Source organism: Allobosea sp. P2_A10 (genome assembly GCF_056405115.1).
In genome coordinates this window covers 1-14,459 of the sequence record NZ_JBFUCS010000017.1, presented here as the reverse complement: position 1 = coordinate 14,459, position 14,459 = coordinate 1, and the positions used below count along the sequence as shown (strand labels likewise).

Sequence of the window (14,459 nt, the reverse complement as noted above, 5' to 3'; positions counted from 1 at the left end):
AGTATGCGCCATGATCTCAAGGGTCGCGTCGCGATCGTCACCGGCGGCGCCGGCGGACTCGGGCTGGGTATCGCGCGAGCTTTCCTCGATGCAGGCGCGACGGTCGAACTCTGGGACGCCAACCCCGCGGCACTGAACGATGCAGCGGCCGAATCCGGCGCGGGGGCGAGCCCTCGCATGGTCGACATCACCGACGTCACGGCTGTCGATGCGGCAGCCGAGGCTGCCTTCGCCGCGCATGGCCGGGTGGACATCCTCGTCAACAATGCCGGCGTGCTCGGCGAGGTGAAGCCGGTCTGGGAGACCTCGCCGGAGAATTTCCAGCGCGTGCTGCAGGTCAATCTGTTTGGTTCCTATCTCGTCACGCGCGCAGTCGTCGGACGGATGCGGACGCAGGCCCCGCGCCCTTCATCGCTAACGCCGCACCCCTTGCGCGGCCATGTCGTCAGCATCGCCTCGATCCAGGGCAAGGAGGGCATGGCGCTCGCCGCCGCCTATTCAGCCTCCAAGGCCGGGCTGATCGCGCTGACCAAGAGCGTGGCCAAGGAGACCGCGCGCGACGGCATCATCGTCACCGCGATCACGCCCGCCGCCGCCGAGACGGCCATGGCCAGGGAGATATCGGCCGAGCGCCGCGCCGACATTCTGGGCCGCATCCCGATGGGGCGCTTCGTCGAGATCGAGGAGGTGGCGCGTATGGTGCTCTGGCTCTCCAGCGACGAGTGCTCGTTCTCGACCGGCGGCATTTTCGACCTGTCGGGCGGCCGGGCGACCTACTGAGCGGACGGCTAAGCGACCCGACGCCGGATCCCGCTCCCCGGCTTCAGGGCAGGTTCTCTCGCAGGATGATCTCGGTGCTCGGCCGGGTCGTGCCCTGCAGCGCGGCGCGGCCGGCGCGCAGATTGGCGAAGATCGAGACGCAGTCCATCAGCGCCGCCTGCGGGTTCTGGTTGAGGACCGCGTCCATCGCGCCCTCCATCAGCAGCGCGCGCGTCTCCGGCGTCAGCCCATGGCCGACGAAGACGACGTCATGCTGCCGGCCGGCCTCCTTCAGGGCGCGCGCGATGCCTTCGGGCCCGCCGCCGATGTTGTAGATGCCGGCGAGATCGGGATGCTGTGCCAGCAGGGTCTTGGTCTGGCGGTAGTTCCGGGCCTCCTCGTCATGCCCCTCGCGCAGACCGACCACCTCGATCGCCGGAAACTGCTCCTGAAACAGGTGCAGGAAACCCATTTCACGCTCCTCATGGGCGCGGTAGCTCAGGCTGCCGGCGATCATCGCGACCTTGGCCGGCCGGGCTCCGATGAAGCGCGCGATCAGATAGCCGGCGGTTCGCCCGGCGGAGCGGTTGTCGAGCCCGACATAGGCGACGCGGCGGGTGGTGGCGATGTCGGAGATCAGCGTCACTGCCGGCACGCCGCGCTCGGCCAGGGCGTCGACCGCCTCGCGCACCAGCGGATGCTCCAGCGCCATGAAGGCGACGCCGTCGACCTCGCGGCCGATCCGGCGCAGATGCTGGGCGAGGAGTTCCGGCTTGAAACTCTCGATGTAGTCGACGCGGGCGCGCATATTGAACGAGGCGAGCTGGTCCTGCGAGCCGCCGATCAGGCGTCCCAGCATACCGAGGAAGCGGTTCGTCCCGGCCGGCAGCAGGAAGGCGAGCCTCAGCGGTTTGAGCGCGCTCGCCGGCAGCGCGCCTGCCATGACGTAGCCGATTTCGGTCGCCGCCCTCAGCACGCGCTGCACCGTGACCGCGCGAACGCCCGGCCGCTGGTTCAGGACGCGATCGACGGTCGCGGTCGAGACGCCGGCCAAGCGCGCGACATCGTCGATCCGCGCCATCTGGCGCCGTCTCGGCGTCGCATCAGGGGCCATTTCGCCAACCGGAGCCTTCGGGACAGGCGCATTCATACCATCAAAAACCATCAAAAAATGAGCTTGATGGACATCATCCATGCTTCCTATCGTGAGGGCAAGAAGACGACGATCAATCAGGTCGCGGAGCGACCACAGGGAGGTTTCGATGACTGCATTGACCCGCCGCACGGTGCTGCGCACCCTTGCCGCCACGCCCGCAATCCCGCTGATAAGCATGCCGCACATCGCGCGCGCCGCAGAGATCGAGCTGAAATACGGCAACAACCTGCCGCTCAGCCATCCGCTCAATGTGCGCGCCGCCGAGGCCGCCGAGCAGATCAAGGCCAAGACGAACGGCCGCGTCGAGATCAAGATATTCCCGAACAACCAGCTTGGCGGCGACACCGACATGCTGAGCCAGGTCCGCAATGGCGGCATCACATTCTTCACCCCGTCGGCGCTGGTGATCGCGACGCTGGTGCCGGTGGCCGCGATCAACGCGGTCGGCTTCGTCTTCTCCGACTATGATCAGGTCTGGAAGGCAATGGACTGCCCGGTCGGCGCCCATGTCCGCGCGGCCATCGCCAAGGTCAACCTCTTCGCCTTCGAGAAGATGTGGGACAACGGCTTCCGCCAGATGACGACCTCGGGCAAGCCGATCGAGACCGCCAAGGACATGGCCGGCCTCAAGATCCGCGTGCCGGTGAGCCCGCTCTCGATCTCGATGTTCAAGGGGCTCGACGCCTCGCCGGCGAGCCTGCAGTTCAGCGAGGTCTACTCCTCGCTGCAGACCAAGATCGTCGACGCGCAGGAAAACCCGCTGCCGATCATCCAGGTCGCCAAGCTCTACGAGGTCCAGAAGAACTGCGCGATCTCCAACCATATCTGGGACGGCTTCTGGTTCATCGCCAATGGCCGCGCCTGGAACGGCCTTCCCGCAGACGTGAAGACCATCGTCTCCGATGCGATCAACGAGGCCGGCGTCAAGCAGCGCGCCGACATCAAGGGCCTGAACGAGACGGTGCAGGCCGATCTGCAGTCCAAGGGGCTCGCCTTCAACAAGACCAATCCGGACTCCTTCCGCGCCAAGCTGCGCGAGGCCGGCTTCTACAAGGAGTGGCAGGAGCGCTTCGGCGCCGAAGCCTGGGGCCTGCTCGAAGGCGCCGTCGGCAAGCTCGCCTGATAGCGGCAAAGCGCGCGGCCGAGTCGATGAAGGAGCCCGTGATGCATGGCCACGCCACGCTTGCGCCTGATCCCGAGACCGGCATCGCGCGCCTTGCGATGCGGCTCGACCGCGCCGTCGGCGGCCTCGTCGAGGCGATCGCGGCGACGCTCGTGCTGGTCGAGATCGTCATTCTCGGGGCAGGCGTCACGGCGCGTTACGTCTTCCACAAGCCGCTGATCTGGTCGGACGAGCTGGCCTCGATCCTGTTTCTCTGGCTCTCGATGCTGGGCGCGGTCGTGGCGCTCAGGCGCGGCGAGCACATGCGGATGACCGGGCTCGTCGCCCGCGTTTCGCCCGGCGTGCGCGCCCTGCTTGAGGCGCTCGCCGTCACGGCGTCGATCGCCTTCCTGCTGATGATCCTGCCGCATGCGCTGGAATATGCCGAGGAAGAGCGCTTCATCGTCACGCCGGCGCTGGAAATTACCAACGCCTGGCGCGCGGCGGCCATCCCCGTCGGCATGGGCCTGATGCTGCTGGCGGCCTGCTTCCGGCTCGTGCGTTTCGGCTCGCTCAAGCCCGTCATCCTGGCGCTCGCGCTGACGGCCGCGCTCGTGCTGCTGTTCTGGCTCGCCGGGCCTGCCCTGAAGCCGCTGGGCAAACTCAATCTCGTGATCTTCTTCGTCGGCGTCGTCGCGCTCAACGTCTTCTCCGGCGTGCCGATCGCGTTCTCCTTCGCACTCGCCACCTTCGGCTATCTCGCGCTCACGACCTCGACGCCTTTGCTGGTCATGGTCGGCCGGCTCGACGAGGGCATGAGCCACCTCATCCTGCTCGCCGTGCCGCTGTTCATCTTCCTCGGCGCACTGATCGAGATGACCGGCATGGCCAGGGCGATGATCCAGTTCCTCGCCTCGCTGCTCGGCCACGTCCGCGGCGGGTTGTCCTATGTGCTGATCGGCGCGATGTATCTGGTCTCGGGCATCTCCGGCTCGAAGATCGCCGACATGGCCGCGATCGCGCCGGTGCTGTTCCCCGAAATGCAGAAGCGCGGCGCAAAACCCGGCGATCTCGTCGCGCTGCTATCGGCGACCGGCGCGCAGACCGAGACGATCCCGCCCTCGATTGTGCTGATCACCATCGGCTCGGTCACCGGCGTCTCGATTGCCGCCCTGTTCACCGGCGGCATGCTGCCTGGCGTCGTGCTCGGTGCGGCGTTGTGCTTCGTGGTCTGGCGGCGCTACCGCGACGAAGATCTCAGTCATGTCGTGCGCTATTCGAAGCGCGAGATCGGCAAGCTCGCCCTGATCGCGCTGCCGGCCGTGTCGCTGCCCTTCGTGATCCGGGCCGCCGTCGTCGAGGGCGTCGCGACCGCCACCGAGGTCTCGACCATCGGCATCGCCTATTCCGTGCTGATGGGGTTGCTGATCTACCGCCAGTTCGACTGGCGTCGCCTGCCGCGCATGCTGGTCGACACGGCCTCGCTGACCGGCGCGATCATCTTCATCGTCGGCTGCGCCACGGCCATGGCCTGGGGCCTGACGCAATCAGGCTTCTCGCAGGATCTGGCCAAGATCATGGCCGCCGTGCCGGGCGGGACCTGGGGCTTCCTCGCGATTTCGATCATCGCCTTCATCATCCTCGGCAGCGTGCTCGAAGGCATCCCGGCGATCGTGCTGTTTGGCCCCCTGCTCTTCCCGATCGCCAAGCAGATCGGCGTGCATGAGGTCCACTACGCCATGGTCGTGATCTTCGCCATGGGCATCGGGCTTTTCGCCCCACCCTTCGGCGTCGGCTATTACGGCGCCTGCGCGATCAGCAAGATCAATCCCGACGAGGGCCTGAAATATATCGGCGGCTACATGCTGGCGCTTTTCCTCGGCCTCCTCGTTGTCGCCGCCGTGCCGTGGATCTCCACCGGCTTCCTGAAATTCTGATCCTCCCAAGCGTCGCGCATAAAGGCATTCGTCATGAGCCGTTTTTTTGGCCAGATCCGTCAGCTTGGCTATGTCGTCCCCGATATCGAGGCGGCGATGGACTACTGGAGCCGCGTCCTTGGCGTCGGACCGTTCTTCTACAACCCCAAGGTCCCGATCAAAAACTACCGCTACAAGGGCGAGGCCCACGAGCCGCATAATTCGGTGGCGCTGGCCAATTCAGGCCCATTGCAGGTCGAGCTGATCCAGTGCCGCAATGCGGTGCCGTCGATGTACAAGGACTTCACCGATGCCGGCCATAGCGGCCTGCAGCATGTCGCCTACTGGACCTCCGACTACGACGCCGACCTCGAACGCCTGACCAGGCAGGGCTTCAAGGCGGTGATGTCGGGCGAGGTCGGCGAGCGCGGGCGCTTCGTCTATTTCGACACGCATTATCACCCTGGCACCGTGATCGAGCTCTCCGAGGTCGCCGGCCCCAAGGGCGAGATGTTCCGGCTGATCCGCGAGGCCGCCGAGACCTGGGACGGCAAGGACCCTGTGCGGCCCTTCCCCGACCTCGGCAAGCTCTGAGACGGCCATGGCGGGCGAGCACTTCGAGGCGACCTATCTGATCGAGACGCCGCTCGATCCGGCCAAAGTCGCCGAGATCATGGCTGGCGAACAGTCGAGCGGGACCTTCACCCGCGTCGCCGGCGAGACCGACGAGTTGCGGCAGCGCACGCGGGCCGTCGTCACGTCGATCAAGGAACTCGAGGCGGCGTCCGAACCCAGCCTGCCCAATGCGTGGCTGGCGCGTAAGGGCGTCGCCGGTCCGTGGCGCCGGGCGCGCATCGCGATCTCGTTTCCTGTCGACAATGTCGGCGCGAACCTCGCCACGCTCGCCTCGATCGTCGCCGGCAATCTCTACGACCTCGGCGAGGTCACGGGGATGCGGCTCGACACGATCACGCTGCCGGCCGTCTATCGCAGCCGCTTTCCCATGCCAACGCAGGGCATCGCGGGGACGCGCCGGCTGACCGGCGTCGCCAGCGGCGTCCTGGTCGGCTCGATCATCAAGCCCAATGTCGGTCTGAGCTCGGAAGAGACGGCCGCGCTGGTGACGACGCTTTGCGACGCCGGGCTCGACTTCATCAAGGATGACGAGATTTCGGCCGACCCGGTCCACGCGCCACTGGCCACGCGCGTTCCTGCCGTGATGGCGGCGGTCAGGCGGCACCAGGACAAAACCGGCAAGTCCGTCATGGTCGCCTTCAACATCACCGACGAGACCGACGCGATGCGTCGCCACGCCGATCTCGTGGCGCGCGAGGGCGGAACCTGCGTGATGGCGAGCCTGAACTGGTGCGGATTTTCCGCCATCGAGACACTGCGCCGCTCGACCGACCTCGCTCTGCACGGCCATCGCAACGGCTTCGGCGCGGTCTCGCGCCATCCGATGCTCGGCATCTCCTTTCAGGCCTATCAGACGCTTTGGCGGCTCGCCGGCGTCGATCACATGCATGTCCATGGCCTGCGGGGGAAGTTCGCGCAGGAAGACGAGGAGGTCGTGTCCTCGGCGAAGGACTGTGTGACGCCGCTCAGCGACGGCATCGACGACCGCGTCATGCCGGCCTTCTCCTCGGGCCAATGGGCCGGCACCGCGCAACCGACCTGGGATGCGATCGGCCATAACGACCTGCTGTTCATGGCGGGCGGCGGCATCCTCGCCCATCCCGGTGGCCCGGCGGCCGGCGTCGCGAGCATCCGGCAGGCCTGGGACGCGGTCGCGGCGGGGATTTCGCTCGCCGCGGCGGCGAGGAGCCATGTCGAGTTGCGCCAGGCGCTCGACTTCTTCGGCAAGTCTGCGGGGTAGCGCGTCGTGAGCGGCGGTCCCTCCCTGCGCTATGGCTGGTATGGCGACGATTTCACCGGCGCGACCGACACGCTGGCGACGCTGGCGCAACGCGATTGGCGCGCGCTCCTGTTTCTTGGGATTCCCACGGCGGCGCAACTCGCCGCAGCCGGCAAGCTCGACGCGATCGGCGTCGCCGGCGCGAGCCGGGCGATGACTCCCGCCGAAATGATCGCGGAGCTCGACGCAGCCGGCCGTTTCTTCGCCGCGCAGGGCGTCGATCTCATGCATTACAAATGCTGCTCGACCTTCGACAGCGCGCCCCATATCGGCAGCATCGGCGCGGCTATCGGGGCGCTGCGGCCGCATTTTGCCAATCCGCTCGTGCCGATCCTCGGCGGCCAGCCCAATCTCGCGCGCTATTGCCTGTTCGGAACCCTGTTTGCCGCCGCGGGCAATGGCGGCGAGGTTCATCGGATCGATCGCCATCCGACGATGAGCGTCCACCCGGTGACGCCGATGGCCGAGGCCGATCTGCGCCGGCATCTGGCGGCGCAAGGCCTGAACCGGATCGCGCTGCTGGACTATCGCCTCCACGAGACGGGCGATGCCACGGCTGCGCTCGCGGCCGGCCTCGCCTCCGGGCCGGAGGCCGTCCTGTTCGACGTGTCGCGAACATCCGACCTTGCGGCAATCGGCGAGCTGGTGCTGGAGCGGGCCCGGGCGACGCCGATGCTTGCGGTCGGGCCAAGCTCGGTCGCGCAAATGCTCCCGGCCGGAGCGGGCAAAGCCGCCAGCCTAGATCCCGACGCCGCCAAGAGACGCTCCGGCCCGGTTCTGGCTCTCGTCGGCAGCCTTTCGCCGGTGACGCGCGCGCAGGTCGAGGCGGCCTCGGGCTACGCGAAGATCGCCATCGATCCCAGCCGCCTGCTCACTGAGGCCGGCTATCGCAACAGGCTTGCCGACGAGGCGCGCCGACTGCTCGCTGCCGGGAACGTCATGCTGGTGACGGAACGCCCGCCCGGCACGCCCGGCAATACCGGGGCTGTCGCGCAGGCGACCGGTCTGCTGCTGCGCGCCGTCATCGCAAGAACAAGGCTGTCGCGGCTCGTCGTCGCTGGCGGCGACACCTCGACCGAAGCGATCCGGTCGCTGCCGATCTGGGGGCTGTCCTATCGGGCCGCGCTCGTGCCAGGCGCTCCGCTGTGCCGGGCCCATAGCGACGACCCCGACTTGGACGATCTCGACATCGTCCTGAAGGGCGGACAGATGGGGCCGACCGACTTTTTTGCGGTCGCGACCGGCGCCGAATCCGGGCGGGACTGAGCGCCTCGGCAGTCACAGCCGGATCAATCGCGTCAGGGCACAGTTCTTGTGCAATATCCGACAAAATCAGACGCCGGCGCTAAGACTAAAGACTTATCTCCCAAGACCGGCGAGCAGCTGTTGGCAGTTGCCGGCCCCACCGCGCGGCTCTACTTCTTTGTGATCGCGCCCGCCGCCTGCCCGCCTTGCATGCGAGCATTGCGGCGATATAGTCCGGGCCAACAAGAACCCGTGTCATTTCCGGAACAATCGGAAAGACGAACAACCAAACAGGGATGGAAACGATGACAATCAAGACATGGCTCACCGCCGCAGCCTTCAGCGCGGCCATGACCGGCGCGGCCTTCGCCCAGCAGACGGTCAAGATCGGCATCAGCGGCCCGTTCACCGGCGGCTCGGCCGCGATGGGCGTCAGCATGCGCGACGGCGTGAAGCTGGCGACGCAGGAAATCAACAAGGCCGGCGGCGTGCTGGGCAAGCAGATCCAGCTGGTCGAGCGCGACGACGAAGCCAAGAACGAGCTCGGCGTCCAGATCGCGCAGGAGCTGATCAACAAGGAGCAGGTCGTCGCGACCGTCGGCTTCATCAACACCGGCGTCTCGCTCGCGGCCCAGCGCTTCTACCAGGAAGCCGAAATCCCCGTCATGAACAACGTCTCGACAGGCACGCTGGTGACGCAGCAGTTCAAGGCGCCCGAGCACAAGGCCAACTACATCTTCCGCAACGCCGCCAACGACACCATCCAGAGCGCGATGGTCGCCGAAGCGGTCAAGAAGAACGGCTACACCAAGATCGCGATCATCGCCGACTCGACGAATTACGGCCAGCTCGGTCGTGCCGACCTCGAGAAGGCGCTGGCGGAACGCGGCATCAAGCCGGTCGCCGTCGAGAAGTTCAACATCGGCGACACCGACATGACCGCGCAGGCGCTGCGCGCCAAGGATGCCGGCGCGGACGTGGTGCTGACCTATGCGATCGGCCCCGAGCTGGCGCAGACCGTCAACGCCGTCGTCAAGCTCGGCTGGAAGGTCCCGGTCATGGGATCCTGGACCCTGTCCATGGCGAGCTTCATCGATGCCGCCGGCGCCAATGGCGAGGGTGTGATGATGCCCCAGACCTTTATACAGCTGCCGTCGACGCCCAAGCGCAAGAGCTTCATCGAGGCGTATCAGGCAGCCTACAAGGTCGACCGCATTCCCTCGCCGGTCTCGGCCGCGCAGGGCTACGATTCGATGTATCTGCTTGCCGCCGCGATCAACCAGGCCAAGTCGACCGACGGGCGCAAGATCCGCGAGGCGCTGGAGAACCTTACGACCAAGGTCGAGGGCGTCGTCACGACTTATGAGAAGCCCTTCAGCGCCACCGACCACGAGGCGATCACCAGCAACATTCCGGTGCTCGGCATCGTCAAGGGCGGCCGCGTCGTCCCGGCCAACCCGGCCGATCTCGAGGGCGCCGGCGCGCTGCGCGTCAAGCCCAAGGCCTGAACTGCCGATCTCTCTTCAATCTGAACATGCCTGGCCCTCTCCGCTTTCGCGGAGAGGGCATTTTTAAAGTCCTTTCACCACAGCCCTCATTCTTCGAGACGCGATCCTCTGGATCGCTCCTCAGGATAAGGGCTTAAGGTGGCTCGCACGCAGCGCAGGTTCGCTTAAACGATGCAGAATTTCTTCCAGATCCTCGTCTCCGGCATCTCGGTCGGCATGATCTACGGGGTCATCGCCTTCGGCTACCAGCTGACCTTCGCGACCTCGAAGACGCTGAACTTCGGCCAGGGCGAGGCGTTGACGCTGGGTGCGCTGGTCGGGCTGACCTGCGTCAATTTCCTGATCGGGCTGCATCTGGGCAATCTGGCCGCCTACATCATCGCCCTGCCCTTCGTCTTCGCCTTCGGCATGGTGCAGGGCGCCGTCGTCGAGCGGCTCGGCGTGCGCCAGGCGATGAAGACCAAGAGCGAGGCCGGCTGGATCATGGCGACGATCGCGCTCGGCATCATCTTCAAGAACATGGCCGAGAACATCTGGGGCAAGGATCCGCTGAAGTTCCCCTCGCCGCTGAGCGAGAACCCGCTGACCATCGGCGGCGTCAACATCCGCCCGATGGAGATCGCGATCGTGCTCGGCGCGCTTGCGATGATGCTCGCGGTCGAGACCTTCAACCGCCGCTCGATCTACGGCAAGGCCGTGGTCGCGACCTCCAACGATCGCGATGCGGCGGGCCTGATGGGCATCAACACGCCGCTGGTCATCACCTTCTCCTACGCTCTGTCCTCGCTGTCTGCCGCGCTTGCCGGCGTGCTGATCGCCCCGATCACGCTGACCGGCGCCAATATGGGCGCGGCGCTCGGCCTCAAGGCCTTTGCGGTGGCTATCATCGGCGGCCTGTCGAGCGGGCTCGGCGTCGTCGTCGGCGGCCTGATCCTCGGCATCACCGAGAGCATGACCGGCTTTTATTTCGACACCGGCTACAAGGACGTGCCCGGCCTGATCCTGCTGCTGCTCGTGCTCGCGCTGAAACCCGCCGGACTTTTCGGCAAGACCGCGATCAAGAAGGTCTGACGCCGCCATGAAGAAGCTGCTCTTCGTCGCCGGCGTCGTTGCGCTGTTTGCCCTGCCTTTCGTCGTGACCTCGTCCTACTATCTGCCGCTGATCACCACGATCGTAATCTATTCGATCCTGGTGCTCGGTCTCGACATCGTCTTCGGCTACACCGGCGAGGTCTCGATCGGCCATGCCGCGCTGTTTGGTGTCGGCGCCTATACGGCGGGCCTGCTCTCGCTGCATTTCGGCCTGGGCTTCTGGTGGGCGCTGCCGGCCGGGATCGTCGTCACGGCTTTGTTCGGGGCGCTGCTCGCCCTGCCGGCGCTGAAGGTGACCGGCCCCTACCTCGCCATGGTGACGCTGGCCTTCGGGACGATCGTGGTCACGCTGATCAACGAGATGACCGATCTCGGACCCTGGTTCAACCATCTCAACCTGACCAACGGCCCGCTCGGCATCGAACTCAGGACGCCGCTGTTCATCGACCTGCGCGACTATGTCGATCTCTCGCTGAAGCGCCTGCGCGAGGTCGAGTACTACTACATCTCGGCGATCGCGCTGGTGCTGACGGTGGTCATCATCAACCGCATCATCGCCTCGCGCTATGGCCGCGCCTTCGAGGCGCTGCGCGACTCGCCGATCGCCTCGGACTGCATGGGCGTCAGCGTCTACAAGCACAAGGTGCTCGCCTTCGTGATCAGCGCCGGCTTCGCCGGACTGGCTGGCGCGCTCTATGCCTATTTCCGGCAATACATCGCGCCCGAGGCGTTCAATTTCGCGACCTCGATCGAGTTCCTGCTGGCGGTCGCGATGGGCGGGCGCAAGTCGCGCATGGGGCCGATCATCGGCTCGGCCATCGTGGTCTTCCTGCCCAATATCCTGGCCGATCTCGAACTGTTCCGCATCACGGCGGGGCTGATCGCGCTCGGGGCCGTCGCGGGCGGCTTCTACGCCTGGCGCAAGGATCGCACGCAAGGCCGCAGCATCGGCATCGCCGTCGTGCTCTGCGTCGCGATGTTCGTGTTCTCGCTCTTTTTGGAGCGCATCGTCGACTACAAGCTGACCATCTACGGGCTGATGATCCTGTTCGTGGTGTACTACCTGCCTGACGGCATCATGGGCTTCGTCCGGCAGGTGCTGACCAGCCTCTCGCTGCGGGGCGGCGGCCGTTCGCTCGTCGTCAAGACGAGCGGCGACGAATCCCGTGTCTGGGGCGCGACCGCGACAACGACGCCGCCCGGCGGCACGCTGCTCGACATCGAGAAGGTGCTGATGCAGTTCGGCGGCCTGAAGGCGCTGAACGACGTCGACATGGCGGTGAAGCCCGGCACGATCCATGGGCTGATCGGCCCCAACGGTTCTGGCAAGAGCACGATGATGAACGTGCTGACCGGGATCTACACGCCGACCGGCGGCGACATCCGCTTCGAGGGGCAGACGCTTGTCGGCCGGAAATCGCCCGAGATCGCCGCCCGGGGCATCGCCCGCACCTTCCAGAACGTGCAGCTCTTCGGCGAGCTGACCTGCCTGGAAAACGTGATGGTGGGGCTGCATCACAGCTATCGCAGCGGGTTCTTCGCGGTTGCGCTCGGGCTGCCGCGGGCACGCCGCGAAGAAGACGCCGCGCGCGAGCGCGCCGCCAGCATCCTGAGCTTCGTCGGGCTCAACCAGCTCGCCAACGAGGAGGCGCGCAACCTGCCCTATGGCAAGATGCGCCTGCTCGAAATCGGCCGGGCGCTGGCGCTCGACCCCAAGCTGCTCCTGCTCGACGAACCGGCGGCGGGGCTGACCGCGCCCGACATCAAGGAGCTGATCGGGATCATCCGCAAGATCAAGGACCACGGCATCACCGTCGTGCTGATCGAGCATCATATGGACGTGGTGATGAGCATCTCCGACACGGTGACGGTGCTCGATTTCGGCCAGAAGATCGCCGAGGGCGTGCCGGCGCAGGTTCAGGCCGATCCGCGCGTCATCGAGGCCTATCTCGGCGGCAGTGCCGCGACAGTGCATTGAGCGGGGGACCAGAGATGCTCCAGGTCACCAATCTCGTCGCCGGCTACGGCAAGGTGCAGGTGCTGCACCAGATCTCGATCTCCGTGCCCAAGGGCCAGCTCGTGACGCTGATCGGCTCGAACGGAGCCGGCAAGACCACGACGCTGCGCGCGATCTCCGGCATGATCAGGCCCGACGCCGGCCAGATCATGCTCGACGGACAGGACATCACCGGCCTGCCATCGCACGAGATCACCAGACGCGGCATGGCGCATTCGCCGGAGGGACGACGCGTCTTCCCGACGCTCAGCGTCGACGACAACCTCGAACTCGGCGCGTTTCCGCGCCTGACGGGCGCGCGGCCCAAGGGCGATGTCGAGCGCGACCGGGAGCGCATGTTCGAACTGTTCCCGCGCCTGAAGGAGCGCCGCGCCCAGCTTGCCGGCACGCTGTCGGGCGGCGAACAGCAGATGCTGGCGATGGCGCGCGCGCTGATGCTGGAGCCGGAGGTGCTGCTGCTGGACGAGCCCTCGATGGGGCTGGCGCCGCGTCTGGTCGAGGAGGTCTTCGCGACCATCGCCCGGCTCAAGGCGGCGAAGATCACCATGCTGCTGGTCGAGCAGTTCGCCGCCGCTGCTCTGGATGTCGCCGATTACGGCTATGTGCTGGAAAACGGCCGTCTCGCCAGTTCGGGCGAAGCGGCGAAGCTGAAGAACGATCCAGCCGTCCGGGCGGCCTATCTCGGGGCAAGCCACTAGAGCGGGTTTCGATCTGATTGAATCATTTGGGATTCCCAAATCAGCCTAGAGCTGATTCAGACTGCCTGCCGGGTCGGAGGCCGGCGGGGATGTCGAAAGCTCTGTCTGTCGATCTTCGGGTTCGGGTGCTGGCTGCGGTCGCACGGGGTTTGACGCACCGCCAGGCCGGCGAGCGGTTCGGTGTGAGCGCGGCGAGCGTCAGCCGCTGGCGCAAGCTGGAGCGTGAGCAAGGCGATGCGCGGCCCGGCCCTCTCGGCGGCGACCGGCGCTCGCATGGGCTCGAACGACATGGCGCGACGATCCTGGATTGTGTTGCGGCCAACCGTGAGATCACGCTTGGCGAGCTCAGGAACGCGCTTGAAGCGAAGGGGGTGAACGCCAGCATCGCCGGGCTCTGGCGGTTCCTCGACCGGCACAAGATCACGCTCAAAAAAAGTCGGCGCATGCGAGCGAACAGGACCGCGCCGATATTCTGAAGCGCCGGCAGGAGTGGTTCGAAAGCCAGCCCGACCTGGATCCCGAGCACCTCGTCTTCATCGACGAGACCTGGGCATCGACCAATATGGCGCGCCGTCATGGCCGATGTCCGCGCGGCGAGCGGCTCAGGATGGCCGTCCCGCACGGTCATTGGAAAACGACGACCTTCGTCGGGGCGTTCACCCTGCGCGGCTTCATCGCGCCTTGGGTTCTGGACGGGCCGATCAACCGCGATGCCTTCGAGACCTATGTCGCCAAGGTGCTCGTCCCAGAACTGCGCCCGGGCGACGTCGTCGTGATGGACAACCTCTCCAGCCACAAGGGACCCAGAGTGCGCGAAATGATCGAGGCGGCAGGCGCCGAACTGCGTTATCTGCCGCCCTACAGCCCTGACTTCAACCCGATCGAGATGGCCTTCTCAAAGCTCAAGGCTCTCTTGCGCAAGGCAGCCGAGCGAACCGTCGGCGGTCTCTGGAGCGCCATCGGCCGCATCATCGATCTCTTCGATCACGCCGAATGCCTGAATTACTTCACCGCCGCAGGGTATGATGCAATCTGATCGGAAAACGCTCTA

The 14,459-nt window shown here is 66.1% G+C and carries 12 protein-coding genes; 11 read left to right on the top strand and 1 reads right to left on the bottom strand.

Going from position 1 to position 14,459, the window contains the following annotated elements; translation table 11 throughout:
- Positions 1 to 3: 3 nt before the first annotated feature.
- Positions 4 to 780 carry an SDR family NAD(P)-dependent oxidoreductase gene (locus AC1DZY_RS20860; protein ID WP_476822165.1) on the top strand — a complete coding sequence of 259 codons (777 nt, stop codon included), beginning with the start codon at positions 4 to 6 and terminating at the stop codon, positions 778 to 780.
- 43 nt (positions 781 to 823) lie between these two features.
- Here AC1DZY_RS20860 and AC1DZY_RS20855 read toward each other — a convergent pair whose 3' ends face one another.
- Positions 824 to 1,840 (bottom strand): LacI family DNA-binding transcriptional regulator, encoded by a 1,017-nt coding sequence (locus tag AC1DZY_RS20855; protein WP_476822071.1) that lies wholly within the window; start codon positions 1,838 to 1,840, stop codon positions 824 to 826.
- 181 nt (positions 1,841 to 2,021) lie between these two features.
- On the opposite strand from AC1DZY_RS20855, the gene AC1DZY_RS20850 reads away from it, so the two are divergent.
- The 10 genes from AC1DZY_RS20850 to AC1DZY_RS20805 all read left to right on the top strand — a co-directional run bounded on the left by AC1DZY_RS20850 (position 2,022) and on the right by AC1DZY_RS20805 (position 14,444).
- Positions 2,022 to 3,038, top strand: a complete 1,017-nt coding sequence (locus AC1DZY_RS20850) for a TRAP transporter substrate-binding protein (RefSeq protein WP_476822070.1) — start codon at positions 2,022 to 2,024, stop codon at positions 3,036 to 3,038.
- 41 nt (positions 3,039 to 3,079) lie between these two features.
- A complete protein-coding gene (locus AC1DZY_RS20845; RefSeq protein WP_476822069.1) occupies positions 3,080 to 4,954 on the top strand; it encodes a TRAP transporter large permease in 1,875 nt (624 codons plus the stop codon).
- Positions 4,955 to 4,987: 33 nt separating this feature from the next.
- Positions 4,988 to 5,527 (top strand): VOC family protein, encoded by a 540-nt coding sequence (locus AC1DZY_RS20840; RefSeq protein ID WP_476822068.1) that lies wholly within the window; start codon positions 4,988 to 4,990, stop codon positions 5,525 to 5,527.
- A gap of 7 nt (positions 5,528 to 5,534) precedes the next feature.
- Positions 5,535 to 6,809, top strand: a complete 1,275-nt coding sequence (locus AC1DZY_RS20835; protein WP_476822067.1) for a ribulose-bisphosphate carboxylase large subunit family protein — start codon at positions 5,535 to 5,537, stop codon at positions 6,807 to 6,809.
- Between the two features lie 6 nt (positions 6,810 to 6,815).
- Positions 6,816 to 8,114, top strand: coding sequence for a four-carbon acid sugar kinase family protein (locus AC1DZY_RS20830; protein ID WP_476822066.1), 1,299 nt, complete (start codon positions 6,816 to 6,818; stop codon positions 8,112 to 8,114).
- A 284-nt stretch (positions 8,115 to 8,398) separates the two neighbouring features.
- Positions 8,399 to 9,601 (top strand): ABC transporter substrate-binding protein, encoded by a 1,203-nt coding sequence (locus tag AC1DZY_RS20825; protein ID WP_476822065.1) that lies wholly within the window; start codon positions 8,399 to 8,401, stop codon positions 9,599 to 9,601.
- Between the two features lie 171 nt (positions 9,602 to 9,772).
- Positions 9,773 to 10,672, top strand: coding sequence for a branched-chain amino acid ABC transporter permease (locus tag AC1DZY_RS20820; protein WP_476822064.1), 900 nt, complete (start codon positions 9,773 to 9,775; stop codon positions 10,670 to 10,672).
- Between the two features lie 7 nt (positions 10,673 to 10,679).
- The gene (locus AC1DZY_RS20815) at positions 10,680 to 12,671 is read left to right on the top strand and encodes a branched-chain amino acid ABC transporter ATP-binding protein/permease (protein ID WP_476822063.1); all 1,992 of its coding nucleotides are present in this window, start codon (positions 10,680 to 10,682) and stop codon (positions 12,669 to 12,671) included.
- A gap of 14 nt (positions 12,672 to 12,685) precedes the next feature.
- Positions 12,686 to 13,408 carry an ABC transporter ATP-binding protein gene (locus tag AC1DZY_RS20810; RefSeq protein WP_476822062.1) on the top strand — a complete coding sequence of 241 codons (723 nt, stop codon included), beginning with the start codon at positions 12,686 to 12,688 and terminating at the stop codon, positions 13,406 to 13,408.
- Positions 13,409 to 13,497: 89 nt separating this feature from the next.
- Positions 13,498 to 14,444, top strand: a protein-coding gene (locus AC1DZY_RS20805; protein ID WP_476822061.1) for an IS630 family transposase whose coding sequence is annotated in 2 segments (ribosomal slippage) — positions 13,498 to 13,834 and positions 13,834 to 14,444 — 948 coding nt in all. Because the reading frame shifts where the segments join, the coding sequence is not laid out codon by codon here.
- The last annotated feature ends 15 nt before the right edge of the window (positions 14,445 to 14,459 follow it).

What these genes read in the sequence shown, in the direction of transcription:
- AC1DZY_RS20860 (WP_476822165.1), top strand. Translation starts at nt 4, where the DNA reads ATGCGCCATGATCTCAAGGGTCGCGTCGCGATCGTCACCGGCGGCGCC.
- AC1DZY_RS20855 (WP_476822071.1), bottom strand. Translation starts at nt 1,840, where the DNA reads ATGGCGCGGATCGACGATGTCGCGCGCTTGGCCGGCGTCTCGACCGCG.
- AC1DZY_RS20850 (WP_476822070.1), top strand. Translation starts at nt 2,022, where the DNA reads ATGACTGCATTGACCCGCCGCACGGTGCTGCGCACCCTTGCCGCCACG.
- AC1DZY_RS20845 (WP_476822069.1), top strand. Translation starts at nt 3,080, where the DNA reads ATGCATGGCCACGCCACGCTTGCGCCTGATCCCGAGACCGGCATCGCG.
- AC1DZY_RS20840 (WP_476822068.1), top strand. Translation starts at nt 4,988, where the DNA reads ATGAGCCGTTTTTTTGGCCAGATCCGTCAGCTTGGCTATGTCGTCCCC.
- AC1DZY_RS20835 (WP_476822067.1), top strand. Translation starts at nt 5,535, where the DNA reads ATGGCGGGCGAGCACTTCGAGGCGACCTATCTGATCGAGACGCCGCTC.
- AC1DZY_RS20825 (WP_476822065.1), top strand. Translation starts at nt 8,399, where the DNA reads ATGACAATCAAGACATGGCTCACCGCCGCAGCCTTCAGCGCGGCCATG.
- AC1DZY_RS20820 (WP_476822064.1), top strand. Translation starts at nt 9,773, where the DNA reads ATGCAGAATTTCTTCCAGATCCTCGTCTCCGGCATCTCGGTCGGCATG.
- AC1DZY_RS20815 (WP_476822063.1), top strand. Translation starts at nt 10,680, where the DNA reads ATGAAGAAGCTGCTCTTCGTCGCCGGCGTCGTTGCGCTGTTTGCCCTG.
- AC1DZY_RS20810 (WP_476822062.1), top strand. Translation starts at nt 12,686, where the DNA reads ATGCTCCAGGTCACCAATCTCGTCGCCGGCTACGGCAAGGTGCAGGTG.